This is a genomic window from Oerskovia sp. NPDC060338 (assembly GCF_042726295.1).
Classification (GTDB): Bacteria; Actinomycetota; Actinomycetes; order Actinomycetales; family Cellulomonadaceae; genus Oerskovia; species Oerskovia merdavium.
Window position 1 is genome coordinate 19905 of the sequence record NZ_JBHXCQ010000003.1, and the last position, 24443, is coordinate 44347.

Sequence of the window (24443 nt, forward strand, 5' to 3'; positions counted from 1 at the left end):
CCCGGGCGCGGGGCAGGATGACCGGATGGTCCGCCTGCGCCGCGTCTCGGTCTCCTCGCCCGGGTACGGCCGACGCCGCCACGGGAAGGGCTTCTCGTACCTCGACGTCGACGGCTCCCGGCTGACCGACAGGAACGAGGTCGCACGCTGCACGCGCCTCGTCGTCCCGCCCGCCTGGTCGGACGTCTGGATCTGCCGGTACCCGGACGGCCACATCCAGGCGTTCGGGTACGACGACGCGGGGCGCGGCCAGTACCTGTACCACGACCAGTGGCGGGAGCGCCGCAGCCGCCGCAAGTTCGACCACGTCCTTGCGGTGGGCGCTCGGCTTCCTGCCGCACGCCGCCGGGTCGCCAAAGACCTCGCCCTCGACGGGATGCCGCGCGAGAAGGTCCTCGCGCTCGCGTTCCGGCTCCTGGACCTCGCGTACTTCCGGGCCGGCAGCGAGACGTACGCGAAGGCGAACGGCAGCTACGGGCTCGCGACGCTGCTGACCGAGCACGTGCGCGTGCGCCGCGACGGCTCGGTCCACTTCCGCTACCCCGCGAAGTCGGGCCAGGTGCGTGACGTCGTCGTCGACGACGATCGGGTGCGCGAGATCGTCACGACGCTCGTGCGGCGTCGGGACGCGGGCGATCTGCTCGCGTGGCGCGAGGAGGCGCCGGGCGGTGTCGTCTGGCACGACGTGACGAGCGCGGACGTGACGGCCTACCTCAAGGAGCGCCTCGGCGAGGACGCGACCGCGAAGGACTTCCGCACCTGGCACGCGACGGTCCTCGCGGCCCTCGCGCTCGCGGACTCGGGCGCGCCACCCGCCTCGGCCCGTGCTCGGCGCGCGGTGGTCGCAGGCGTCGTCCGGGACGTCGCCGACGAGCTCGGCAACACCCCGGCCGTCGCGCGGTCGTCGTACGTCGACCCGCGCCTGATCGACCTCTGGGAGCGCGGGCAGACCGTCGCTCCGCTCCTGGGCAGGCGCCGGAGCCAGGCCGCGGTGGAGCGTGCGGTGCTCGACCTGCTGGCCTAGTCGCGGGCCCGGTCCAGGCTGCTCCGGAGACGGACGAGCCCCGCGGGACGAACGGCCCTTCCTGGGAGTCTCCTGGACGTGCTACGTTCTGCCGCCATCTCATCACGTTCAAGCACGGAGCATCGACGATGATCTTCTTCGGCTGGGGCCGCAAGGCCAAGTCACAGCACATCTCTCCAGAGCAGGCGCTGGTCCTCGCCTACGCGTACGTCCACATCTTCTGGCTCTTCCGTATCACGGTGCCGCGGGAGTACAGCCTCGCGACGCTGACGCCGTCGGGCTGGGCCCAGCGACCGCTGACCGCGGACGAGACGACGAGCGCACGCAGCGAGCTGTCGATCCACTGGTGGTGGAAGTGGGGGCTGGCGATCATCGGCGTGCCGTTCTTCGCGTTCTTCGTCCTGGTCCTCGCTCTTCCCGCCTGACGCGGATCACGCCCAGGTCCCGGGGGCCGGCAGGTCGCGAGCGGCCGGCCCCCGGGCCACCATGGGGAGCACCATGACTCCCGTCGACGACACCGCTCCCCCACCCACCGCGACCGCCCCTGCCGACAGACCGACCGAGAGCTCCGAGCCGACCCCCCTGACGGTCGCCGTCACGGGCGTCACGGGGTACGTCGGTGGCCGCCTGGTCCCCGAGCTCCTGGACGCCGGGCACCATGTCCGGGCGCTCGCCCGCCGCCCCGAACGCCTGGCCGGACGCGACTGGGCGCGCCGCGTGGACCTCGTGCAGGCCGACGCGTCCGACCTCGACCAGATCCGCGACGCGCTCCGCGGGGCCGAGGTCGCGTACTACCTCGTCCACTCCCTCGGCACGGGCAGCTCGTTCGCGGCCCGCGACCGGCGGACCGCGCTGACCTTCGCGCAGGCCGCCCGCGAGGCGGGCGTGGGCCGGATCGTCTACCTGGGCGGCCTGTTCCCCGACGTCGACGACGCCGAGCTGTCACCGCACCTGGCCTCGCGCAAGGAGGTCGGGGAGATCCTGCTCGCCTCGGGAGTCCCGACGACGGTGCTCCAGGCCGCGGTGATCCTCGGCTCGGGCTCGGCCTCGTTCGAGATGATGCGCTACCTGACCGAACGCCTGCCCGCGATGACGACGCCGCGCTGGGTCGACAACCGCATCCAGCCGATCGCGATCCGTGACGTGCTGCGCTACCTGGTCGGCAGCGCCACGATGCCCGCAGACGTCTCGCGGGCGTTCGACGTCGGCGGCCCCGACGTCCTCACGTACCGCCAGATGATGCAGGGCTACGCCCAGGTCGCGGGGCTCCCCCGGCGGCTGATCGTGAGCGTCCCGGTCCTGACCCCGCGCCTGTCGAGCCACTGGGTGGGTCTCGTGACCCCTGTCCCCGCGAGCATCGCGCGCCCCCTCGTGGAGTCGCTCGTCCACGAGGTCGTGTGCGACGAGCACGACATCGCGCAGTACGTCCCCGACCCTCCCGGCGGGCTGATCGGCTTCCGCCGCGCGGTCGAGCTCGCGCTCGAGCGCATCCACGACGGCGAGGTGACCACCCGCTGGTCGTCGGCCGCGGTCGAGGGGGCACCGAGCGACCCGCTGCCCTCGGACCCCGACTGGGCGGGCGGCTCGCTCTACGTCGACGAGCGGCGACGCGTGGTCGACGCCCCGCCCGACGTCCTGTGGAAGGTCGTCGAGTCGATCGGTGGGCAGGGCGGCTGGTACTCGTGGTCGCTCGCGTGGCGGGTCCGCGGGCTCATGGACCGCTTGTCGGGGGGACCGGGTCTGCGCCGGGGGCGCCGTGACGAGAACACGCTCGTGGTCGACGACGTCCTGGACTTCTGGCGGGTCGAGGCGATCGAGCCGGGCCGCCGGCTGCTGCTGCGCGCCGAGATGCGGCTCCCCGGCCTCGCGTGGCTCGAGCTGCGGGTGGACGAGGCGGCCGAGGAGGTCGCGGAGCCCGACGACGTCGGCCCCGCCCCCGAGGACGCGTCCGGCCCGTGCCGGACGTACTTCGCGCAGCGCGCGCTCTTCTACCCGCACGGGCTCGCGGGCCAGGCCTACTGGTGGTCGGTCAAGCCGTTCCACGGCGTGGTGTTCGGTGGCATGCAGAAGAACATCGCCGAGGCTGCCGAACGGGCGGCCGCGGCGGCGCGCACGGGTCCGGGCACGGCCGACCGGACCGTCACTCCTCCGCGGTGAGCATCCGGTCCACGAGCGCGAACGCGGTCTCGCTCACGACCATGCCCGCGAGGGTCACGTCGGTGAGGTCGGCGTAGTCCTCAATGAGCTCACGGATGTCCTCGTCGAGGACGCCGGGGCGGTGGACCGCCCCGCGCGCGGGCACGGCCCCCGAGACGAGGTCGAACGCGAGCGACGCGATCGCCGCGAGCAAGGGATCCTCCGAGGCGACGAGCCGGGCGATCGCGGCGCGTCCGGCGAACGAGGTCGCCTCGCCCGTGACGGCCTGGAAGGCGAGCAGCGCGACCTGCAGCGTGCGCGGCCCACCGAGGAACGCGGCGTCGAGGCCGGGCAGCAGCTCCTGCGCGGCGAGCAGGACCTCGAGCTGGAGGTCGACCTGCTCGGCGGGCTCGCCGGGCAGGTGCGCGGCCCCCATCGTGAGCAGCAGGAGCGCGACGCCGCTCCGGACCTCCTCGACCAGGCCCTCGTCCCGCACGACCGCGGCCAGCACGCGCAGCGCGGGCAGCGACGCCTCGTAGAGCGCGCCGTCGTGGTTGACGACCTGCCACAGCAGGTCGAGCGCCTCGTCGCGCTCGGGTCCCTCGGGCCCGACGACGGCGCGCACCAGGGGCGGGAACGCGTCGGCGGGGCCGAACGCGCCCTGGAGGGCCTGCCAGTCCACGGCGCCGAGCTCCGCCTCGACCTCCGAGACGGGAGGGATCGTCCGCCGGACGACAGGCACAGCGGTCTCGGGTTCGACGGTCTCGGGTACGGCGGTGACGGCCTCGGCCTCGCCGACAACCTCTACGGTGTCCACGCGCGCATCATGACATCTACCGGGGACATCCGTCACCGTCGAGTTCGTCACCACCCCTCTCAGCATCTCGTCAACGCCCCCTGCGCCGGAACTCCAGAGGGTCCTCGACGAAGGGCTGCCAGGCAGCGCGCTCGTCGTCCGTGATGCGTCGCGGAGCCCCCGTCGACGCGTCGACGACCACGATCGTCGTCGCGGCCTTGGCGTAGGGGCGGCTACCGATCGAGGGTCCGGTGCGTCCCGAGGGCTCGGGCCACTCGGTGTGGACCTCGTAGCAGACCTCGAGGCTCGCCCCGCCCAGGTGCCCGAGCCACATCTCGACGCGCACCGGGCTGCGCGTGAAGCCGAGCGGCCGCAGGTACTCGATCTCCTGCCGGGCGACGAGCGTGTGCGAGGTCGCGTGGGGGCCCGTGTCGAGCACGGCCGTGGGCCAGCTCTCCTCGACCGTGGCCTCGGGATGACGCCAGAAGGCCGTGATGCGGGCGTCCTCGAGGAGCCGGAGCATCTCGACGTTGTTGACGTGCTGGTAGGCGTCGAGGTCGGACCAACGCAGGGCGACGGGGACGTGCAGGCGGGTCATGGAAGTCCTTTCTTCGATTCCGCAGGGCCTCGCACCACGTCGCGGCCGATGGCTCGGGACGTGGGGGCACCCGGGCCACCCTACGCCCGCCTCACCCCGCCGCGATATGGGCGGCCACGCGGCACGTCGTCAGGGCCGACAGCTCCTCGGCCACCGGCAGGCGCACCTGGCCGTCCGCGACCCGACCGACGCTCTCCCGCAGCCTGCGCCGGGCACGCGCGGCCCGCCGTCGGGCACCCAGCGCGCCCGCGAGGCGCGAGACGAGCGCCACGACCAGCCCGACCACCACCCCGCCCACGACCATGAGCGTGGGCCACGGGAACCCGCGCCACGTCGGGGTCTCGGGCGCGGGCAGCTGGAGGTACGCGAGGACCGCGAGCACACCGAGCCACACGAGGCCCGCCGCCAGCACTCCCAGGACGACCCACTGGACGAAGCTCACGACCCCCCACCAGACGGGGCGTCGCGTGGCCTCGAGTTCGGTGCCGGCCACGGCGAGGTCGAGCGCGTCGTCCAGACCGTCGGTGCTCGACGCGACCCGGGACCGCGCGGCGAGCACCCAGTCCTCGGGCGCCCCTGCCGTCATGGTGCCGACGTACTCGCGGACCGCGACGTGGGCCCGGGCCGCGAGCGTGGGCGAGGCGGGCGGGAGCGACGTGCGCGAGAGGTCCGGCCGGTCCGTGCCGCGCGTCAGCCCGAGGCGGCGCAGCGGGTCCACGCGCAGGCGCCCGATCCAGCGCGTGGGGGGCCAGCCGGTCGCGGCCCGGGCACGCCGGTTCGCCGACCCTCGGACGGCGTCCACGACCGTGGGCACCCCCGCCGCGGCCTCGAGCGCGTCGACGAGCCGCTCGCGCGCGGCCTTCTGCGAACGGTCGGGGACCTTGTCCCCGCACGCGTCCGCGATCCTCGTCGCGACCCCGCGCACGTCGGCGACCAGGCGGGCCACCGCCGCCTCGCGCCGCGCGGCGGCCTGGTCGAGGAGCGCGTCGAGCTCGTCGACCCCCTGCCCCGTGGTCGCCGAGACGCCCAGCACGCGGGCCGCAGCGAGCCCGTCCTCGGCCACGAGGCGACGCAGGTCCGCGAGGCACGCGGTCGCCTCCTCGGGGGTCAGCCGGTCGATCTGGTTGAGCACGACCACGACGACGTCCCCGTGCCCCGCGAGCGGACGCAGGTACCGCTCGTGCAGCGCGGCGTCGGCGTACTTCTGCGGGTCCACGACCCACACCAGGAGGTCGACCCGCTCGACGAGCCGTTCGGCGATCGCCCGGTGCTCGGTCTCGACCGAGTCGTGGTCCGGCAGGTCCAGCAGCACGAGGCCCTGGGTCGCCACCGCCGCACGGTCGGCCGCGTGGTGCCGGTCACCGACCTCGAGCCAGCTCAGGAGAGGGTCCGCACCCGGACCCCAGACGACCGCCATGGGGCGCGACGTCGTTGGACGCGTGATGCCCGGGCGCGCGAGCGGCTCCCGGGCGATCGCGTTGAACAACGACGACTTGCCCGAACCGGTCGAGCCCGCGAGCGCCACGACCGTGTGCTCTGCCGACAGCGCGCTGCGCGTGGCCGTGCGGTCCAGGACCGCGCGCGCGTCGTCGAGGAGCGCTGCGGGCAGCCGCCCCTCCCCCGCGGAGACCGCGGTCTCGAGCGCGGAGACCCGGTCGGCGAGGTCGAGGCGGGCCATCAGCGCTCGTCCCCGGGCTCGTCGGTCGCGGTCGTGCTGGTCACGTCGGCGGCGGTCTCGTCGGCGGGGCGTGCCCCGAACAGGCGCCGCCAGAAGCCGGGACGCTCGGCGCCCGGCCGTTCCTCCGCGGGAGGCGTGCCGGGGGTGCGGGGGTCGTGCGCGTGCGCGCCGCGCAGGGCTCCCGCCTGCCCGACGACGGAGCCCGGGTCCGGCGCACCGGTCACCTCTGCGGCGCGGGCCTTCTGCTCGCGCCGCGCGGCCCGGCGCACCTCCTCGGCCGCGGCGCGCAGCGGGGCACCGGTCGCCTCCCCCGTGCCGAGCGCGTCGAGCTGGGACGTGAAACGTCGGGCCTCGCCGTCGAGCACGGCCCCGACGCGGGCCGAGAGGCGGTCCTGGGCCGTGCGCGTGAGCCGGCGCACGGCGTCGTCGCCGAACACGGCCTCGAGCAGCTTCTGGGCGAGCACCGCGGTGCCGCCCGCGATACCGATCTCCGCCCCCGTGATGCCGCCCGTGGACGCGAAGACCAGGACCATGAGCGAGACGCCGAGCCCGTTGAGCCCGAACGACAGAGCACGCGCCGTGCCCCTCTTGGCCGCGGCCTGCTCGCTCACGAGCGCGAGGACGTCCGCCTGCCAGCCCCGGATCTCCTCGGCCACCCGGGTGCGCAGGGTGCCCGAGGCGCGGGACAGGTCGAGCCCGTCGAGCAGCGCGGCCCCCGACGGATCGGCGCGCCACGCGCGGTAGCTGCGCTCGGCGGCCTCCTCGGCCGCGTCGAGCACGACCGACTCCAGCCCGTGCGTGATGGCCTCCTCGACCTCGGGGACCTTGCGCCCCTTGCCCCGGAAGAACCCGCTGATCGCGTCGCGGACCGAGCCCACCTTCTGCTCGACCGCCCGGAAGAACTCGCCCGTCCCGACGAAGTCCTGCCAGCGCGAGAGCACCTCGCCGCGCAGCATGGTGCCGTCGCTCGTCGCGGCCAGGACCGTCCGGCGCGCGTCCTCGTACGCGGCGTCGACCGCGGCACGCAGGTACCCGTCGGCCTCGTGCTGCACGTCGACCGCGCCCGCGAGCTCGGTCGCGCGCCGGACCAGGTCGTCGACCACACCGTCGCGCGTCGCGTCGATCACGGCCGAGCGCGCGCCCGCGTCCCCTCCGAGGGCCGTGAGCCAGCGGGAGATCTCCCCCACCGCGGTCTCGGGAAGGAGCCCGTCGACGAGGTGCGCCTCGGGCACCAGGAAGATCGGCGCGTGCCCCAGACCGTTCTCGGAGGCCAGGCGGTGCAGGTCGGCGCCCACGGCCTCGGCGCCGGGGTCGACGCGGTCGAGCACCAGGGCCACCTGAGCCCGGCGCCGGGCGGCCTCGTGCAGCAGGTCCCACGGCACCGCGTCGGCGTAGCGCGCGGCCGTCGTGACGAAGAGCCAGAGGTCCGCGGCCCCGAGGAGCTGTGCCGCGAGCTCCCTGTTCTCGACGACGACCGAGTCGACGTCGGGGGCGTCGAGGAGCGCAAGGCCCTGCGGGAGGACCTCGGACGCCACCAGGCGTACCGACCGGTGGGCCGACGGGCTGTCCGTGTGGTCGACGGTCCCGGTCACGCGCGCGAGCCCGGGCAGGATGCGGTCTGTGCTGAACCAGCGCACGTCCAGGGGGTGGTGCACGAGCACGGGAGAGCGCGTCGTGGGCCGCAGCACGCCGGGCACCGTGACCTTCTCGCCCAGGACCGAGTTCACGAGCGTGGACTTGCCCGCCCCCGTCGACCCGCCCACGACCACGAGCAACGGGGCGCTGCGAGCTCGCAGGCGCGGGAGCAGGTAGTCGTCGAGCTGGTCGACCGCGAGCGCGAGCGTCCGGCGGTCCTCCTCGACCCCGGGCGTCGTCAGGGGCAGGCGCTGGGCGGTGAGCTCGCCGCGCAGGACGTCGAGGGCCGCGACGAGCTCGTCCGTGCCCGACTGCGCGGCACGTTCGAGCGACCGCCCGACCACGGGGTCCTCCGCGGCGGCGTGCCGCCCGAGCAGGCTCTCCTCGACCGACGAGGGCCCGTTCGCCGAGGGCCCGTCTGCCGAGCTGCTGGGCGCCGGCGCGTCGAAGTCCTGCCCGGTGCCGGCGGGACCGCTGCCGGCGCCGGGCTCGCCCGGCCCGTCGTCGCTCGTGCGCGCGGCACCGCCGTCGGGGTCGCCGCCGACGGTCCGGCCGGCGTCGTCGCTCGGGATGGTCATGGGCCTCAGTCTGCCGGACCCGGCAGCCGGGCGACCGGTGAGCGCGCCGCGCACGCCGGGTGACGTCGGGCCGGAGGCCGCGAGCACGGGAGAGCTGGACCGGGCGAGTCGGGAGGGGAGACGGGGGCGACCGGCCCAGCCCGCGGGCGGCGCGCCACGCACCAGAGGGCCCCGACGAATCCTCGTCGGGGCCCTCTGGTGCGGAGCGTGTCGTTCGTCGCGGCTGCCCCGGTGGGGCGGCACGCGTCAGCGACGGATCAGTCGCGCGTCAGCTTGCGGTACGTGACGCGGTGCGGGCGTGCTGCGTCTGCGCCGAGGCGGCCGATCTTGTTCTCCTCGTACGAGGCGAAGTTGCCCTCGAACCAGTACCAGTTCGCGGGGTCCTCCTCGGTGCCCTCGTACGCGAGGATATGCGTCGCGACGCGGTCGAGGAACCACCGGTCGTGCGAGACCACGACGGCGCAGCCCGGGAACTCGAGCAGGGCGTTCTCGAGCGAGCCGAGGGTCTCCACGTCGAGGTCGTTGGTGGGCTCGTCGAGCAGCAGGAGGTTTCCACCCTGCTTGAGGGTCAGCGCGAGGTTCAGACGGTTGCGCTCACCGCCCGAGAGCACGCCGGCCGGCTTCTGCTGGTCCGGACCCTTGAAGCCGAACGCCGCGACGTAGGCGCGCGAGGGCATCTCGACGTTGCCGACCTTGATGAAGTCGAGCCCGTCGGAGACGACCTCGAACAGCGTCTTCTTGGGGTCGATCCCGCCGCGCGACTGGTCGACGTAGGAGATCGACACGGTCTCGCCGACCTTGAGGTCGCCGCCGTCGAGGGGCTCCAGGCCGACGATGGTCTTGAACAGCGTCGTCTTGCCGACACCGTTCGGACCGATCACGCCGACGATGCCGTTGCGGGGCAGCGTGAAGCTGAGCCCGTCGATGAGCTTGCGCCCGTCGAAGCCCTTCTGCAGGTTCGAGGCCTCGAGGACGACGGACCCCAGGCGCGGGCCCGGCGGGATCTGGATCTCCTCGAAGTCCAGCTTCCTGGTGCGGTCCGCCTCGGCAGCCATCTCCTCGTAGCGCGCCAGACGCGCCTTCGACTTGGTCTGGCGGCCCTTCGCGTTGGAGCGGACCCACTCGAGCTCGTCCTTCAGACGCTTCGCGAGCTTCTGGTCCTTCTTGCCCTGGATCGCCAGGCGCTCCTGCTTCTTCTCCAGGTAGGTGGAGTAGTTGCCCTCGTAGGGGTACAGGCGGCCGCGGTCGACCTCGCAGATCCACTCCGCGACGTGGTCGAGGAAGTAGCGGTCGTGGGTCACGGCAAGGATCGCACCGGGGTACGACGCGAGGTGCTGCTCGAGCCACAGGACCGACTCGGCGTCCAGGTGGTTGGTGGGCTCGTCGAGGAGCAGGAGGTCCGGCTTCTCGAGGAGGAGCTTGCACAGGGCGACGCGGCGACGCTCACCACCCGAGAGCACCGACACGTCGGCGTCCGGCGGCGGGCAGCGCAGCGCGTCCATGGCCTGCTCGAGCTGCGAGTCGAGGTCCCACGCGTCGGCCGCGTCGATGGCCTCCTGGAGGGTGCCCATCTCGGCGAGCAGCGCGTCGAAGTCTGCGTCCGGCTCGGCCATGAGCGCCGAGATCTCGTTGAAGCGGTCGAGCTTGCCCTTGATCTCGGCCACGCCCTCCTCGACGTTGCCGAGGACCGTCTTCTCCTCGTTCAGCGGCGGCTCCTGCAGCAGGATGCCGACCGAGTAGCCGGGCGAGAGCCGGGCGTCGCCGTTCGAGGGTTGCTCCAGCCCGGCCATGATCTTCAGGATCGTGGACTTACCGGCACCGTTGGGGCCGACCACACCGATCTTGGCACCGGGAAGGAAGTTCAGGGTGACGTCGTCGAGGATGACCTTGTCACCGTGCGCCTTGCGCGCCTTGTACATGGAGTAGATGAACTCAGCCACTGGCTCTGTTCCACCGTTCGATCGCTCGCGGGATGCTGTGCGCCCGCCCCGGACCCGGGGTGCCCCAGGTGGGGCGGGCGTCTTCGACCCCTCAGCCTACGCGGTCGAGGTTCAGCGCGTCGCCAGGAGCTCGCGGGCCACGGACTCCTCGCCCGGGTCCTCGTCGGCACCGAGGTGCGCGGCACCCTCGTCCTCGTCGAGGTCGAGCGCGTCGTCGACCAGGCCGTGCTCGGCGTCGTCGTCCTCGGCGACCGGCTCCCCCAGCGGGCCCAGGTCCCACTCGGTGTCGCGGCCGGCGTCGGCGAGCAGTCCCGAGGCGTCCTCGTTCCCTGTCCTCTGCCCGGGGTCGACGGCCACCTGGCCGCTCGTGGCGTCGTCGGGCGTGGTGGGGCGGTGGACCGTGGGCGCGAAGCGGGCCTGTCCCCGCGTGAGGTCCGGTCCCAACGCGCTCGCCTCGATCACGAGGTTGGTGCGCGGCCCCTCGGGGCTGGTCCACTCGTCGACCGCGAGGCGTCCCGTGACCACGACCGCGTCGCCCTTGCGCAGCGAGGCCACGACGTTCTGGGCCATGCTCCGCCACGCCTTGACCGTGAACCAGATGGTCCGGCCGTCGACCCACTCGCCGCGCGTCCGGTCGAGGTAGCGCGTGGTGCTCGCGATGCGGAAGCTCGTGAAGTCGTTGCCGGTCGGGGACGCGAACAGCCTGGGGCTCGTCCCCATGAAGCCTGCCAGCGTGACCGTGACGTCGTTGCCCATCGTTCCTCCTGGGTGCGGGGCCGGCCTGGTGCCGACCGCGACCTCAGGCTGACGGTTCGCGGGCCGCCGTGTCCTGCGTCGAGGGGCCGTCTGTGGACGGGGCGACCATGTCCTGGGGTGTGGGCAACCTCAACGCCCCGGTGAGCGGTGCCGCCCTGCCCGTGTCCCGCGCGGACTGCGCGAGCTCCCGCACCCTGCGGTGCTCGTCGAGCAGCTTCTGCGTGGGCTTGCCCATGGTCTCCTGGACCACGCGCTCGACCGCCCCGCGCCCCGACGCCAGGACCGTCGCCTCACGCCGACGGGCCAGGGTCCGTCGGATCTGGATCCCCGCGAGGAAGAAGCCGAGCGCCACCAGGACGGCCGCGCCCGCCACGATCGCGAAGGTCGCGATGATCGTCCGGTCGAGGTCCAGCACGCCCAGCGAGCTGAGGATCGCGAGCGCCCCCGTGACGACGGCCACGCCGATCGCCACGAGCGCCGTGGTGCGCGTCGCACGAGCCGACGAAGGGCCACGCGTGTCGAGCGAGACCTTGGACAGCGCCCGCTGGGTGTCCTCGACCAGGCGGTCTGCCGGGGCGACGGCCTCGTCGAGCGCCCGCTTCCAGCCCGGGCGCAAGGACTTCCCGGCCCGCGCGAGCCACCGGCTGCGCGAGAGCGCGACCGCGTCGGTCTGCGGCGGCGCGAACTCGGGTCGGCCGTAGCCGTTGCGCACGGCCGCGGCGACCTGGCCGGCCACCGCGGAGAGCCCGGTCGCCTCGCCGATCGCGACGACCTCCTCGTCGACCGCGGTGCTCATGGTCCACGGCACCTCGCCCGGGGTCTGCTCGAGCAGCAGGGCCCCCGCGCGGTCGAGCTCGCCCGCGACCCGGCTCGCGGCGACGCTGCGACGGGCCACGGCCTGCTGCAGCAGCTCGCGCACCTGGCCGAGCCCCTCGCCCGTGCGGGCCGAGACCATGGTCACGTACACCCCGGACAGGCCGTCCTCCTCGAGGAGGCGACCCATGTCCGCGACGAGGTTGCCGCGCTGCGTGGTCGGGACCGTGTCGATCTGGTTGAGCGCCACGACCATCGACGCCTCGAGCCCGACCGACTTCTGCAGGTAGCCCGAGTGCAGCGCGTCGTCCGCGTACTTCTGGGGGTCCACGACCCACACGAGCAGGTCGACGAGCGGCAGGACGCGGTCGACGACCGCCTGGTGCGCGGGCTCGATCGAGTCGTGGTCCGGCAGGTCGAGCAGGACCAGCCCGTCGAGGCCCTCCTCGGCGTCCCCGTCGAGCTCGCTGCCCCGCGTGATGCGCCGCTCCGGGTCGACCTCGAGCCAGTCCAGGAGCGCTGTGGCCTGGTCGCTCCACGAGCACGCCGTGATGCGGGCCGTCGTGGGTCGCTTGGCGCCCACGTCGGCGAAGTTCAGGCGCGAGATGCGGTTGAACAGGCTCGACTTGCCCGAGCCCGTGCCGCCCGCGAGCGCCACGACCGTGTGGTCGACGCCCAGGGCGAGACGCTCGCGCACCCCGCCGATCGCGATCCGGATCCGGTCCGCGACCTCCGGGTCGAGCCGGTCCCCCGCGAGGTCGAGGGCCCTGCCGAGGTCGTCCGCACGGGACCTGAGCTGAGAGTCGTGGGACGTCATGAGAGCCTCCTGAGCTCAGCGAGGCGCAGGCGCAGCCCGACGGCGGCATCCGGCGCGAGGGCGGGGATGTCGAGGCGTTCCAGCAGGTCGACGGGTTCGCGGGCCACCATCACGGCGGCACGGTCGGCGAGGTCCGAGGCCAGGGTCTGCACGGAGGCGAGGCCCGGGTCGCCGAGCAGCGACTGCACGAGCCGGGTGGCGTCGTCGACCCCTGCGGCGGACGTGAGGAGCAGCGCGACGAGCCCCGTGGGCCCGAGCGCCTTGACCGCGGCCTCGGCCCGGCGGTTCTCGGCGCTGTCCTGCGGGTTGACGCCCGGCTCGTCGATGCCGCGCAGGGCCTCGACCGCGCGCTCGGCGACCGAGACCCACTCGTGGACCTGGTCCTTGGCGGCCTTCTCGCGTGCCGCCTCACGGGCCGGGTCGCCGTGCTCGGGCGCGAACGCGGGGCCCCCGGGGGGAGCGTCCGGGCCGGTGAGAGCTGCGCGCAACGCGTCGTCGGCACTCGAGCCCGCCGCGACGAGCGTACGCATCGCAGCGACACGGACCTCGTCGAGGAGCGGTTCGAGCGCGGCCTCGCGTGCGCGCCCTCTGCGCTTGGTCGAGCGCGCCAGCCCGTGGCGCACCTTGAGGCGGTCGATCTTCTCGGCGCTCGCGAGCTGGGCCCAGCGCGAGGCGACCGAGCCCTCCGCGACGACGCCCGAGGCGACGGACGCGCGGGCCGTGGCCTCGGCGTCGGGCAGGGCCTTCTCGATCGTGCCGCGCAGCACCTCCGCGGCCTCGACCTGCTGCTGGACCGCGTCCGCGATGCCCGTGACCCACGCCGGGAGCGCGGCGAGCGAGCCCTTGAGCGTGCGCACGATCACGGCGCGAGACCGGTCCGGACCCGCGAGCATGGTCAGCCACCGGGCGATGGGGGTCACGGTCGTGCGGTCGAGCATGCCCTCGTGCGGCCCGACATCGGGGATCACGAAGAGCGGCACACCCTCCATGCCGTGCTCGCGCAGGCGGGCCAGGAGGTCGCCGCGGATGGTCGTGAGGTTGTGCTGCGGGACACGGTTGAGGACCATCGCGACGCTCGCGCCACGTTCCATGGCCTGTCCGAGAGCGACCCAGGGCAGGGCGTCGCCGTAGCGCGCCGCCGTGGTCACGAAGAGCCACAGGTCCGCGGCCTCGAGGAGCTGGGCGGCGGTCGAGCGGTTCTCGGCGAGGAGCGAGTCGAGGTCCGGCGCGTCCAGGAGCGCGGTGCCGCGCGGGACGCCGTCGTGCTCGACGACGCGTGACATCGCGGTCGTGGGGCTGTGGACCAGGACGTCCACGTCGAGCGGGTTGTAGGCGAAGACCGGCTCGCGGGTCGTGGGGCGCAGCACGCCCGCCTGCGACACCTCCTCGCCCAGCAGCGAGTTGTAGAGCGTCGACTTGCCCGCGCCCGTCGACCCCGCGATCACGACGACCGCCGGGGAGGACAGCTCCTTGAGCCGCGGCAGCAGGTGCTCATCGAGCTGGTTGAGCAGACGCCGGCGGGCGGCCTCCGCCTCCTCGACCCCGTCGAGGACCAGCGGGAGCTCGACCTCGGCCACGTCGCGGCGCAGGTCACGGCCCACGTCGAAGACCGTCGTCCCGATCTCCTCAGGGGTGTTGCCGGGCGTCCTGCCCGAGGCGGGGGTGGCCCGCGGGGCACGGTCGGCAGCATGTCGGGTCGTCACCCGTTCATCTTCTGTGGTTCCCGAGGCGATGCCAAACGCGCGCGCCGGTCATGGGGTCGCGGACTGCCGAGGAGCCGGGTGACGTGGGCGGGCGCGTCCCCGGGCGGGGCCGTGCGGGACCGTCTGCGACACGGCCGTCTCGCGCGCGTGCGCGCAGGTCACGGCCGGATCCCACTACGATGGTCCCCGCGCCCCGATAGCTCAATGGATAGAGCAACGGCCTTCTAATCCGTAGGTTGCAGGTTCGAGTCCTGCTCGGGGCACCCTTCCGGCCCTGCCGGTACCTCACCGCTGCGCAGCCATGCGTACGGCACGCCCGTCCGCAGCGCCCACAGGCGCAACGTCTGCGCCCCCGGCGTGATCCGACCGTTGATCCACGTGCCGACCGTTCCGCGCGCCACGCCGAGGTAGTCGGCCATCTCCTGCACGCCCACTCCCGAGAGCCGCAGCGCCTTGCGCATGCGGTCCGCGACGTCGGGCTCTAGGTCCCGGGCGCTGAAGCCCGATTCTGGCTGGATGCTCATGCATCGAGCATTGCATAACAGTCCATAGCACACAAGCGTTCGGGCAACGAGCGATGTCGTGCACTTGCGCATACATCGTCCAATGCGCGATGCTTCCGACATGGCCCCCACCATCGACCAGACCGTGACAAGCAAGCAGGCTTGCACCCGGCTCGGAATCGACCGCTCCACGCTCACCCGCTGGGTGGCAGACGGCCGTCTCACGCCGGCGTTCAAGTTCCCCTCCAAGGCAGGCGCGTTCCTCTTCGCACCCGAGGACATCGACGCCCTCGAAGCCGCCATGGCCGAGGCCGCGAAGTGAACCCCGCCGACCTGCCTGAGCGCGAGCTGCGCCGCCACGGCCGGTACGTCGCGGCCTACACCGAGCGGTTCGGCCGGTCGCCCCGCAGGACCCCCGAGTTCACGCCCCGCAACCCGCACGCGCCCGTGACGTAACCGCATCACGCAGCGCGTCCAGGACACGTGGACGCCTACGAGCTAATCGAACATCGCACCCCGGCCGTGGCACTCGACACGGGCCAGTACCCAGGGAGAAGGGCACCGGCTGGCCCCCGGGTGTAGCGAGACCAAAGGGCATCCCCGAGGACGACGGGCGCGCGTAAAGGCGGACCCGGAGCATGAGGGCGCAGCGACGAGCTGCGCATCCCGGGCGGCACGATCACGGCCGTCCGGGCCCGTCGCCCACATCCCGGTCCCGACGCGTACGAGTAATCCCCGTGGCGTGGGCCTGTAAGCGACCGAAGCGATCGACCGCGAGAACCACCACGGGCCTCCTGTAGTGGCTCAACACGTTCGTGTTCAGCCACTACAGGGGGCCCCGCTCCCGCCGCTCACTCCCACGAGGCCCAACCCCCAGGTTGGGCATGAGCCCCACCACCCAGCAGCCACCCGAAGGCAGGTGACCCCCCGATGACTGAGACCGAGTACCACATCACCGAGTGCGACCACGGCTTCCCGAGGTACCTCAAGACCAAGCGCAACGAGCCCGGCTGCCCCTCCTGCCGACGACTGGCCCGACGAGCAGCAGCACAAGCCAAGGCGGCCGCCGAACGCCCCGACACCGCAGCCCTCGCAGCACACGACCTACTCACCGACCTGGAGACACAGTGACCACAACGACGTGCCCCACGCCCCGTGACCTGTTCGGCCCCGACGACCCGATCCCGTTCGAGCTCACCGCGCTCGACGAGGAGCACGAGGGACACGAGGAGTTCGACGGGGACGACGACCTCCTCCCGCCGTCGCTGCGCAACCTGCGCCTGGTCGCCGAGATCGCCCGCGGCGTCATCAACGGCGTGATGGACGACCTCGCCGAGCTGCGACGCGCCGAGACCGACGAGGACGTCCGCCTGGACTACGTGTCCGCCGAGAACTACGCCGGGCAGGCGTGGGCACAGACCTCGCACCTGATCCGCACCCTCAAGGAGATGAACCGATGAGCCACCGCCCCGCACGCATCAACCCCGACCGCCTCGCCGTCCTCGTCGTCGCGTCCGTCATGACCGGCCTCCTCGCCGTGACGTCGTTCATGCTCTCGTTCGCCGGGCTCGTCGCGGTCGCCGCGTGGGCCTCGGTCCCGTCGTGGCTCTCGTGGGCCGTCCCCGTCACGATCGACCTCGCGATCCTCGTCTACACGCTCGCCGCCCTCGTCGCCAGGGCACGCGGTGAGTCCGCCGCCCGGGCATGGTGCTCGCTCGCCCTGTGGACGTTCGTGTCCGTCACCGCCAACGGCCTGCACGCCTGGACCGACGCCCCCGCCCTCGTCCAGACCATCGCGGGCATGACGATCGCCGGCCTCGCGCCCATCGCCGTCCTGCTCGCCACGCATACCCTCGCAGACCTCATCATCGCCAAGCCCGAACACGACGCCCCCGCCGTCCCGACGCCGCACCCGCTCGCCGTGCTGCGCGACGTCGAGGTCCAGCACGTCACCGCCACCGCCCACGCCTCGCTCGCCGCCCGTCGTGCCGCTGCACGCGAGACCCGCCGCCCCCGTCCGATCACCGACGCCCAGCGCGCCACCATCCGCGAGCTGCGCGCCCAAGGCATGACCGTCCGCGCGATCGCCGCCGAGGTCGGCGTGAGCAAGACCGCCGTCTCGACCGTCACCGCCAAGCAGCCGGCCCCCACGTTCAAGCTCCTCCAGGAGGTGCACACCGCATGAGCACCAACTCCGCGATGTTCAGCGACCTGATGTCGATCGTCCGGTCCGCCTACCTCGACCCCAACCGCGTCGATCGCGCCTCGGTCGCGGTCACCCCCGGGGGCCAGTGGCTCGTTGTCCAGGTCGTCGGTGACCCCATCGTGTGGAACCCGCTCACGCGCAAGCCGATCATGCGTGAGCGGGTCATCCTGATCCCGAGCCGCTACCGCTACCTCGCCTCGGTCCTGCCTGTGGCACGCAGCGCCCGCCGCTACCGCATCCGCGTGGACCCGCGATGACGCGCTGCCCCGAGCGTGGCCCGGCGTCGGACGGTGCACCGCAGTGCGTCCTCGACCTGCGCCACCCGACCACGAGCGACCACACCGCACGCGGCCTGCGCGGGCTCGTGTCGTGGCGGGTCGTGGCCCGGTGACCGGGTGGGGTGGGCGCGAGGCGGTAGCCATGACGGCACTGGTGATGCGGACCTACGGGCCCCGCTGTCACCTGTGCCTGCGTGGCATCCGTCTCGACCTGCCCCGCCGCCACCCGGACGGCCCGTCCGCTGACCACCTGATCGCGCGCAAGTACGGCGGGACCAACGACCTGTCGAACCTGCGCCCCGCGCACACGCGCTGCAACTCCCGGCGTGGTGCGCGGCCGCTGACCGCCGACCTGCTCGCGTCGTTCCGTCGTCGACCCGAGCCCGAGACGGGCGGTCCGTTTTTCCGTGACGGATGAATGGAAACCCCGCTCGCCGTTTCCTTTTCCCCCCGAACTCACCCAAAAAAACCCGGGTCGGCCCGGATCCACTTTGAAAGGCACCGAGAATGCACGAGGCTCCTCAAGGATTGTTCGACCCCATCGATCCCGTGCAGCAGCCGGCGGGCGTGGGCAAGATCCGAGCCGCCGCCGAGAAGACGATCGCGGCCAAGCGCGCAGCCGGCCTCCTCGACGACTCCCACGAGCTCTCGGTGCAGCTCATCCTCGAGATGTCCTCGGCGGTCGATCGCGGCCTCGCGTGGGGCAAGGTCTCGATCGCGACCACGACCATGGCGCGCGAGGTCCGCGAGTCCCTCGAAGCGCTGCCCTCGCCCGCGCACGCCGGCGGTGGCGGGTGGGACGAGATCGTGGACGACCTGACCGACGAGGACCTCGACGCGTGAGCCTCGCCCTCGCCGCGCCCGCGCCGGCCCTCGCGCACCCCACGGGCCTGCGCCGCCCGCCCCGGTACTACACGCTCCGCGACCCCGCGCTGCGCACGCGCGGCCCGCAGATGGCGAAGGTCTCGCGCGCGCTGGGGCGCCCGTACCTGCCGTGGCAGCGGTACGTCGCGGACGTCGCGGGCGAGCTGAACCCGCCCGGGTCGCACTACCTGTGGCGCTACCAGGTCGTGGTGATCCTCGTGCCGAGGCAGGCCGGCAAGACGACCCTGATGCGTTCGGTCGTCTCCGACCGGTGCATCACGCGTCCGGGCACGTCGGTGGTCATGTCCGCGCAGCTCGGCAAGGACTCCTCGGACCGGTGGGAGGACATGGTCGCGGACATCGAGACCGGGCCGCTGGGGCAGCACGTGGACGTCAAGCGCGGCAAGGGTGACCAGAAGTGCTTGTGGCCGAACCGGTCAAAGATCGAGCCATTCACCCCGACCAAGAAAGGCGTGCACGGAAAGAGCCCGAACCTGGGATTGCTTGATGAGGTATGGGCATTCACGAAAGAACACATGGACGAGGTCCTCACGGCGCTGAACCCGTCCATGGTGACCAAGCGCGACCGGCAACTGTGGATCATCTCGGCAGCCGGCGACGCGTCCTCGACCTACCTCAACGAGCTCGCGGCGATCGGACGCGCAGCGACCGGCGACCCGTCCGCGACCATGGCGTTCTTCGAGTGGTCCGCGGACGAGGACGCCGACCCCTACGACCCCGCGACGTGGGACTACCACCCGGGCCTGGACGGTCTGATCACGATCGAGGACCTGCGCGACGAGTCCAAGCCCGAGAAGAACTCCCACGCGAACTGGCTCCGCTCCTACCTGAACCGCACCACGCGAGCGACCACCACGCTCGTGGACATGGACCTGTGGGACACGCTCGCCAACCCCGCGGACCTGGACGTCCCCGCCCCGTCCGCGGACAACGTCGCGTTCGCCTACGACGTCGCGATCGACCGCACGAGCGCGGCCGTGTGGCAGGCGTGGCGCGACGAGGCCGGCACCATGCAGGTCCGCGTCGTGGAGTACCGCGCACAGGCCGACTGGCTCCCCGGGTACATCGTCGCCCTGCGCGACGCCGGCGCCGCGCACATCGGCGCCGACGACGGCGGGCCCGCACGCATCGTCACCGACCAGCTGCGCCGCGCCGGCCTGACGATCGAGACCGTCAACGGCCGCGACGCCGGCACCGCGTGGGCCGCGTTCAAGGCCACGATCAAGGACTCCAAGGACCTACCCGACACGGCGACCCCGCTCCTGCGACACAGCGGCTCGGACGCACTGCGCGGCGCACTGGAGATCGCGGCCGAGTCCCGCCGCGGGGACCAGACATCCCTGTCCCGCAAGGACTCTCTCGGCCCGATCGACCCGCTCGTCGCGGCCGCCACCGCGTCGTGGCTCGCCGACCGCATCAACCCGACCATCCAGATCTTCTGAGGAGCCCAGAACATGCGAGTACGAGTCGACGTCGGCGGCGGTTCCTACCTCCCGATCTGCGGGTGCGGCTGGCGCGGCCTGCCCGGACAGTCCCGCAGCGAGGCCCTGCGCGAGGGGCGCCACCACGAGCTGCGCGCCCACCCGGGCGACAGCCACGTCCTGCGACAGATGCACGGCAACCGCTCCTGACACGCCGACCCGACCGGGGACGTTCGATAGATCGGAACAACCCCCGGTTGAGTCCTCGGTATGCGGATCATCGAGAAGGCGCGGGACATGTACGTCCTGCTCAAGCGCGCCGAGGGCGAGACCCCGGGGCCGCTCGACGGGGTCCGCCCCCCGGCCCGGGGCATGGCGCCGGTCACCGCAGACCAGGCCCTCGGGATCTCCACCGTCTTCCGCGGCATCCAGATCCACGCGGTCTCGGCCTCGCAGCTCTCGATCGACGTGGACCGCCGAGACCAGACCATCCCGGTGCCCTCGCTCGCGCTCAAGCCGTGCCTGGACATGTCCCGCTCGGCGTGGATCGAGGAGACTGTCGTCTCGCTCGCGACGACCGGGAACGCGTTCTGGCGGCACACGAACCACTCCCAGCGCGCCGAGGTCATCGACCTCAAGCCGCTGAACCCGCACAAGGTCACCGTGGGCGAGCTGCGCGACGGCACCCGCGAGTACCGGTACGAGGGCAACCTGATCCCCCGCGCCGACATCTCGCACCTGGAGCTGCTGCGCGTGCCCGGCCGGGTAGCCGGCCTCGGCCCGATCCAGGCCGCGCAGGTCGAGCTCGGCGGCGTGATCGACGTCCGCGACTATGGCGCCGGGTGGTTCCGCGACGGCCAGGCCCAGCCCAACGGCGTCCTGTCCACCGAGCAGCACCTGACCGGCGAGCAGGCCAAGGCGTACAAGCAGGTCTGGAACGACACCGCGGACGGCGGCGTGCGCATCCTCGGCGCCGGCCTGACGTACTCCCCGATCATGCTCAAGCCCGCCGACGCCCAGTGGCTGGAGTCCCAGCAGTTCAACGTGACCCAGGTCGCCCGGCTCCTCGGCGTGCCGGCCTCGCTCATGCTCGCCGCGATCGAGGGGTCCTCGCAGTCCTACGCGAACGTCGAGCAGGACTGGATCGCGTATATCCGGTTCTCGCTCATGGCCTACCTGCGCGAGATCGAGGAGGCCCTGTCCGCGGTCCTGCCGCGCGGACAGACCGCGCGCTTCAACGTCGAGGCGCTCCTGCGCTCCGACACCAAGACCCGCTACGAGTCGCACAACCTCGGCATCCTCGGCGGCTGGCTCCGCCATAGCGAGGTCCGCGCGATCGAGAAGCTCGCACCGATCGAAGGGATCGACGATGTCCGTCACGACACCCCCGCGGCTTGAGGTCCGCGAGGTCCAGCTGCGCGCCGCCACCGAGGACGGCAAGCGCGAGTTCTCCGGCATCGCTGTCCCCTGGAACTCCCCGGCCCGCATCGGCTGGCAGGGGTACACCGAGGAGTTCGAGCGAGGCGCCGTCCAGGACTCCGACGACGCGATCGTCCTGTACCGGCACAACGAGCCGGTCGGGCGCATCACCGAGGCCCGCGACACCGACGCCGGGTGGGAGATCACCGGCGTCCTGTCCGCGACCCCGCGCGGCGACGAGGTCTACACGCTCCTGCGTGACGGCGTCATCAAGGCCATGTCCGTGGGCTTCGAGCCGGTCGAGCACCGCGAGGTCCGCAACGAGGACGACGACTCCCTGTCGATCATCCGCACCAACGTCCGAGTCCGCGAGGTCTCGCTCGTCCCCTTCCCCGCCTACAAGGGCGCGACCGTCGAAGAGGTCCGCTCCGCCCAGACCACCCCTGACAAGGAGAACCCCATGACCGCCCCCGCCCCCGAGTTCGTCGAGCGCGCCGCGTTCGACACCCTGCGCGAGAGCAACGAAGAGCTCGAGCGTCGTTTCGAGAAGGTCATCGCGACCCTGGAGAAGCGCGACCAGACCCCCGCCCCGTCGCAGTACCGCACCGCTGGCGCCCTGCTCAAGGCGATCGCGTCCGGCGACGAGGTCGCGCTGCGCGAGTACCAGGACGTGCAGGAGCGCGCGTGGTCCCCTGCTGGCACCACGACCGCCGAGTCGGTGAGCAAGGACGGGTGGGTCGGCGACTTCACCCGCCTCGTGGAGGAGAAGGCCACGCTGCGCAACCTGTTCTCCTCGGGCCCGCTGCCGGCCGAGGGCATGAACCTGGAGTTCGGTGTCCTGGAGGCGGACACCACGCAGGTCACCGAGCAGGCGACCCAGGGCGCCGACCTCGGGTTCGGGATCGTCAAGGTCACCACCGACACCGCCCCGGTCAAGACCTTCGGTGGCTACACACGCCTGTCCCTCCAGGCGATCCAGCGCAGCTCGGTCGCGATCCTCGACCACCACCTGCGCGCACTGGACCTCGCCGCGAACCGACGCCGCAACGTCGCGTTCCGCGCCCACTACGCCGAGGCCGTCGCTGCCCAGATCACCGCGGGAAACACGGTCGCCGTCCCGGCCACGGGCGCGGACTACGTCGACTGGGTGTCCGCGATCGTGGACGCCGCCGAGATCTACGAGGACAACGGCCTGGACCTCCAGGCCCTCGTCGTGGACAAGACCGGGTTCAAGGAGCTCGCCGGCCTGACCGCCACGGACGGGCGCCCGCTCCTGACCGTCCACGGCACGGGTACCAACGTCGTGGGCGAGATCAACGCCCCCGGCATCTCGGGCAACCTCGCCGGGGTCCGCGTGCAGCTCAACCCCAAGCAGACCGCCCCCGGTGCTGCGTTCATCAACAACCTCGCGATCCGCTCCTACACCTCGGGCATCGCCCGGCTGCAGGACGACAACATCATCAACCTGTCCCGCGACTTCTCGGTCTACTACTACGAGTCCCTCGCCGACGAGATCCCCGCCGGGATCGTCCCCGTCGAGCGCACCGCCTGACCATGAAGCTCGAACCGGATGACGGGGGCGGGACCGCCCTCCTGGAGCACGTCGGCGGCAAGGCCGGCGTGGACGACGCGCGCGCCGCGTCGGTCTACGTGCAGGCCCTCGCCCTCGTCAACCGGTACATCGCATCCGTGGACGCCGAGACCCTCGATGAGGGCGACGTCGCTGCGATCACCGGCACCGTGCTCGAGGTCGGGTCGAAGCTGTGGATGCGCCGCAACGCACCCAACGGCCAGGTCGTGTACGGGGACATCGAGGGCGGGGCCGGGATGCTCGCCCCCCGGGACCCGTTCGTGACCGCCTACCCCGTCCTGGACGTGTACGTCCTGCGAGGCCTCGCATGACCCCCGGCGAGGCCCGCCTGAACCTGGCGGCCGCGCTCGGCGATATCGAGGGCGCGTCCGTCCACCCGGGCCTGCCCGACCGCTTCACGCCCCCGGCGCTCGTCGTCGAGCCGGCCGACCCGTGGATCGACACCACGAACGAGTCGACCCCGAACACCGCGGCGTTCCGGTTCAAGGTCCGGGTGATCGCCGGCGTCGGGACCCCGGCCGGTGCCGAGTCCGCACTGGACATCCTCCTTGCCGCCACGATCACCGCACTCCTGGACTCCCCGTCCCAATGGTCGGTCGAGACCGTGTCCGCACCCGGCGTCGTGACCATCGGCGAGGCCGGTTTCTTGTCCGCGGACATCACCGTGTCCGCGCCGTTCCCTCTCGCCTGAAAGGCACCCCCATGGCATCCGTCACGCACTCCCTGATGAACATCAAGAAGGCCGCCGTGCTGTTCGGTGCGGGCACCGACGAGTACGCGGACGCGATCACGTCCGCAGCCTGCGTCGGTACGTCCACCACCGTGCCGTGGCAGCCGATCTCCGGCAACGACCAGAGCGACGCCGAGACCCCGCAGTGGGTGATCAACCTCGACTTCGGGCAGGACCTGTCCGCACCCACGTCGCTCAACGCGCAGCTTCTGTCCCGGTACGACGAGGTCACCGACATCGTGATCCGCCCCCAGGGAGGAGAGGCCGGCCCCTCGATCGAGGCCGAGGTCCGGGTCGGGCTCGTGTCCCAGGTCGGCGGCGGGCGCGGCGTGGCCACGGCCTCGTGCGCACTGGTCGTCCAGGGGCAGCCCACGATCAAGGCTGCAGACGGCACGGTCATCTACCCCAAGCCGATCACACCGTGACCGTTCGGGTGGGGCGCCGTGAGGAGCTGCGCCGCGTGCGGCGGGCTTTCACCGCCCTACCCAAGGACCTCAAGACCGCGCTCCGCAAGGAGCAACGGGCGCAGCTACAGCCCATCTGGAAGAGCGAGATCGACGCGGCCCGCTCGAGCGGTGGCGTGGACGACCTCCAGCGCCAGACGTTCGGCGTCGGGACCAGGGTCCGGCCCGGCCTGCCGATCGTGCTCGTCGCGGGCGCTTCGAACAAGAAGCACCGCGGCGGCGCGACCGGGTCCGACCTCGCCAAGCCCATGGAGTTCGGCACAGCCCGCAGGCAGGGCCGAACGAAGTACTACCGGCAGCAGGGCACCAAGCGAACGACCGTCACCCGGCACGCGTCCCGGCAGCTGCGCCCCGCGCGCCGCACCGGGTACGTCGTCCACCCGGCCCTGTCTCAGACGATCCCGCGGATCGTCGGCCTGTGGGTGACCACGATCTACGACCGCATCAACCAAGCCACCGAAGGGAAGTAGCC

At 72.5% G+C, this 24443-nt stretch carries 29 protein-coding genes and 1 tRNA gene; 21 read left to right on the forward strand and 9 right to left on the reverse strand.

The window, feature by feature from the left end:
- The first annotated feature begins 25 nt into the window (after positions 1–25).
- The 3 genes from ACFWGN_RS04115 (at position 26) to ACFWGN_RS04125 (ending at position 3181) form a co-directional block, all read left to right on the forward strand.
- Entirely contained in the window at positions 26–1024 is a 999-nt protein-coding gene (locus tag ACFWGN_RS04115; RefSeq protein WP_191802997.1) for a DNA topoisomerase IB, read from the forward strand.
- A gap of 128 nt (positions 1025–1152) precedes the next feature.
- Positions 1153–1449 carry a hypothetical protein gene (locus ACFWGN_RS04120; protein ID WP_191802999.1) on the forward strand — a complete coding sequence of 99 codons (297 nt, stop codon included), beginning with the start codon at positions 1153–1155 and terminating at the stop codon, positions 1447–1449.
- A gap of 73 nt (positions 1450–1522) precedes the next feature.
- On the forward strand, positions 1523–3181 hold the full coding sequence (locus ACFWGN_RS04125) for an SDR family oxidoreductase (protein ID WP_191803001.1): 1659 nt from the start codon (positions 1523–1525) through the stop codon (positions 3179–3181).
- Here ACFWGN_RS04125 and ACFWGN_RS04130 read toward each other — a convergent pair.
- The 8 genes from ACFWGN_RS04130 to ACFWGN_RS04165 all read right to left on the reverse strand — a co-directional run bounded on the left by ACFWGN_RS04130 (position 3165) and on the right by ACFWGN_RS04165 (position 14474).
- Positions 3165–3977 (reverse strand): hypothetical protein, encoded by an 813-nt coding sequence (locus tag ACFWGN_RS04130; protein WP_377615807.1) that lies wholly within the window; start codon positions 3975–3977, stop codon positions 3165–3167. The two genes, ACFWGN_RS04125 and ACFWGN_RS04130, sit on opposite strands and share 17 nt — an antisense overlap.
- Positions 3978–4047: 70 nt before the next feature.
- A complete protein-coding gene (locus ACFWGN_RS04135; protein ID WP_191803006.1) occupies positions 4048–4554 on the reverse strand; it encodes a thioesterase family protein in 507 nt (168 codons plus the stop codon).
- 91 nt (positions 4555–4645) lie between these two features.
- Entirely contained in the window at positions 4646–6232 is a 1587-nt protein-coding gene (locus ACFWGN_RS04140) for a GTPase family protein (RefSeq protein WP_191803008.1), read from the reverse strand.
- The gene (locus ACFWGN_RS04145) at positions 6232–8445 is read right to left on the reverse strand and encodes a dynamin family protein (protein ID WP_377615808.1); all 2214 of its coding nucleotides are present in this window, start codon (positions 8443–8445) and stop codon (positions 6232–6234) included. The genes ACFWGN_RS04140 and ACFWGN_RS04145 overlap by 1 nt, the downstream gene beginning before the upstream one ends.
- 257 nt (positions 8446–8702) lie before the next feature.
- A complete protein-coding gene (ettA, locus tag ACFWGN_RS04150; protein WP_191803012.1) occupies positions 8703–10385 on the reverse strand; it encodes an energy-dependent translational throttle protein EttA in 1683 nt (560 codons plus the stop codon).
- 111 nt (positions 10386–10496) lie between these two features.
- The gene (locus tag ACFWGN_RS04155) at positions 10497–11141 is read right to left on the reverse strand and encodes a single-stranded DNA-binding protein (RefSeq protein ID WP_377615809.1); all 645 of its coding nucleotides are present in this window, start codon (positions 11139–11141) and stop codon (positions 10497–10499) included.
- A 43-nt stretch (positions 11142–11184) separates the two neighbouring features.
- On the reverse strand, positions 11185–12771 hold the full coding sequence (locus ACFWGN_RS04160; RefSeq protein ID WP_377615810.1) for a GTPase: 1587 nt from the start codon (positions 12769–12771) through the stop codon (positions 11185–11187).
- Positions 12768–14474 carry a GTPase gene (locus tag ACFWGN_RS04165; RefSeq protein WP_377615811.1) on the reverse strand — a complete coding sequence of 569 codons (1707 nt, stop codon included), beginning with the start codon at positions 14472–14474 and terminating at the stop codon, positions 12768–12770. Before ACFWGN_RS04165 ends, ACFWGN_RS04160 begins: the two co-directional genes overlap by 4 nt.
- Before the next feature lie 190 nt (positions 14475–14664).
- Here ACFWGN_RS04165 and ACFWGN_RS04170 point away from each other — a divergent pair.
- A tRNA-Arg gene (locus ACFWGN_RS04170) sits at positions 14665–14737 on the forward strand.
- Here the strand turns inward: ACFWGN_RS04170 and ACFWGN_RS04175 are convergent.
- Entirely contained in the window at positions 14699–15112 is a 414-nt protein-coding gene (locus ACFWGN_RS04175; RefSeq protein ID WP_377616077.1) for a helix-turn-helix domain-containing protein, read from the reverse strand. The genes ACFWGN_RS04170 and ACFWGN_RS04175 overlap by 39 nt on opposite strands.
- Here ACFWGN_RS04175 and ACFWGN_RS04180 point away from each other — a divergent pair.
- The 17 genes from ACFWGN_RS04180 (at position 15099) to ACFWGN_RS04260 (ending at position 24441) form a co-directional block, all read left to right on the forward strand.
- Positions 15099–15299: a helix-turn-helix transcriptional regulator gene (locus tag ACFWGN_RS04180; RefSeq protein WP_377615812.1), complete on the forward strand. Its 201-nt coding sequence runs from the start codon at positions 15099–15101 to the stop codon at positions 15297–15299. The two genes, ACFWGN_RS04175 and ACFWGN_RS04180, sit on opposite strands and share 14 nt — an antisense overlap.
- A complete protein-coding gene (locus ACFWGN_RS04185; protein ID WP_377615813.1) occupies positions 15296–15433 on the forward strand; it encodes a hypothetical protein in 138 nt (45 codons plus the stop codon). Before ACFWGN_RS04180 ends, ACFWGN_RS04185 begins: the two co-directional genes overlap by 4 nt.
- Positions 15434–15907: 474 nt before the next feature.
- Positions 15908–16108: a hypothetical protein gene (locus ACFWGN_RS04190; RefSeq protein WP_377615814.1), complete on the forward strand. Its 201-nt coding sequence runs from the start codon at positions 15908–15910 to the stop codon at positions 16106–16108.
- Complete coding sequence (locus ACFWGN_RS04195) at positions 16105–16437, forward strand: hypothetical protein (protein ID WP_377615815.1); 333 nt, start codon at positions 16105–16107, stop codon at positions 16435–16437. The genes ACFWGN_RS04190 and ACFWGN_RS04195 overlap by 4 nt, the downstream gene beginning before the upstream one ends.
- Complete coding sequence (locus ACFWGN_RS04200) at positions 16434–17162, forward strand: DUF2637 domain-containing protein (RefSeq protein WP_377615816.1); 729 nt, start codon at positions 16434–16436, stop codon at positions 17160–17162. The genes ACFWGN_RS04195 and ACFWGN_RS04200 overlap by 4 nt, the downstream gene beginning before the upstream one ends.
- The gene (locus ACFWGN_RS04205) at positions 17159–17440 is read left to right on the forward strand and encodes a hypothetical protein (RefSeq protein WP_377615817.1); all 282 of its coding nucleotides are present in this window, start codon (positions 17159–17161) and stop codon (positions 17438–17440) included. The genes ACFWGN_RS04200 and ACFWGN_RS04205 overlap by 4 nt, the downstream gene beginning before the upstream one ends.
- Positions 17437–17574: a hypothetical protein gene (locus tag ACFWGN_RS04210; RefSeq protein ID WP_377615818.1), complete on the forward strand. Its 138-nt coding sequence runs from the start codon at positions 17437–17439 to the stop codon at positions 17572–17574. The genes ACFWGN_RS04205 and ACFWGN_RS04210 overlap by 4 nt, the downstream gene beginning before the upstream one ends.
- A gap of 29 nt (positions 17575–17603) precedes the next feature.
- Entirely contained in the window at positions 17604–17879 is a 276-nt protein-coding gene (locus ACFWGN_RS04215; protein ID WP_377615819.1) for an HNH endonuclease, read from the forward strand.
- A gap of 89 nt (positions 17880–17968) precedes the next feature.
- On the forward strand, positions 17969–18304 hold the full coding sequence (locus ACFWGN_RS04220; RefSeq protein WP_377615820.1) for a hypothetical protein: 336 nt from the start codon (positions 17969–17971) through the stop codon (positions 18302–18304).
- Complete coding sequence (locus tag ACFWGN_RS04225; protein ID WP_377615821.1) at positions 18301–19788, forward strand: hypothetical protein; 1488 nt, start codon at positions 18301–18303, stop codon at positions 19786–19788. Before ACFWGN_RS04220 ends, ACFWGN_RS04225 begins: the two co-directional genes overlap by 4 nt.
- Positions 19789–19800: 12 nt before the next feature.
- Positions 19801–19977, forward strand: coding sequence for a hypothetical protein (locus ACFWGN_RS04230; protein WP_377615822.1), 177 nt, complete (start codon positions 19801–19803; stop codon positions 19975–19977).
- 60 nt (positions 19978–20037) lie between these two features.
- On the forward strand, positions 20038–21165 hold the full coding sequence (locus ACFWGN_RS04235; protein WP_377615823.1) for a phage portal protein: 1128 nt from the start codon (positions 20038–20040) through the stop codon (positions 21163–21165).
- Positions 21137–22738, forward strand: coding sequence for an HK97 family phage prohead protease (locus ACFWGN_RS04240; protein ID WP_377615824.1), 1602 nt, complete (start codon positions 21137–21139; stop codon positions 22736–22738). Before ACFWGN_RS04235 ends, ACFWGN_RS04240 begins: the two co-directional genes overlap by 29 nt.
- Before the next feature lie 2 nt (positions 22739–22740).
- The gene (locus ACFWGN_RS04245) at positions 22741–23088 is read left to right on the forward strand and encodes a hypothetical protein (protein ID WP_377615825.1); all 348 of its coding nucleotides are present in this window, start codon (positions 22741–22743) and stop codon (positions 23086–23088) included.
- Positions 23085–23468 (forward strand): hypothetical protein, encoded by a 384-nt coding sequence (locus ACFWGN_RS04250; RefSeq protein WP_377615826.1) that lies wholly within the window; start codon positions 23085–23087, stop codon positions 23466–23468. The genes ACFWGN_RS04245 and ACFWGN_RS04250 overlap by 4 nt, the downstream gene beginning before the upstream one ends.
- 11 nt (positions 23469–23479) lie before the next feature.
- Positions 23480–23932 (forward strand): hypothetical protein, encoded by a 453-nt coding sequence (locus tag ACFWGN_RS04255; RefSeq protein WP_377615827.1) that lies wholly within the window; start codon positions 23480–23482, stop codon positions 23930–23932.
- Positions 23929–24441 (forward strand): hypothetical protein, encoded by a 513-nt coding sequence (locus ACFWGN_RS04260; RefSeq protein WP_377615829.1) that lies wholly within the window; start codon positions 23929–23931, stop codon positions 24439–24441. The genes ACFWGN_RS04255 and ACFWGN_RS04260 overlap by 4 nt, the downstream gene beginning before the upstream one ends.
- The last annotated feature ends 2 nt before the right edge of the window (positions 24442–24443 follow it).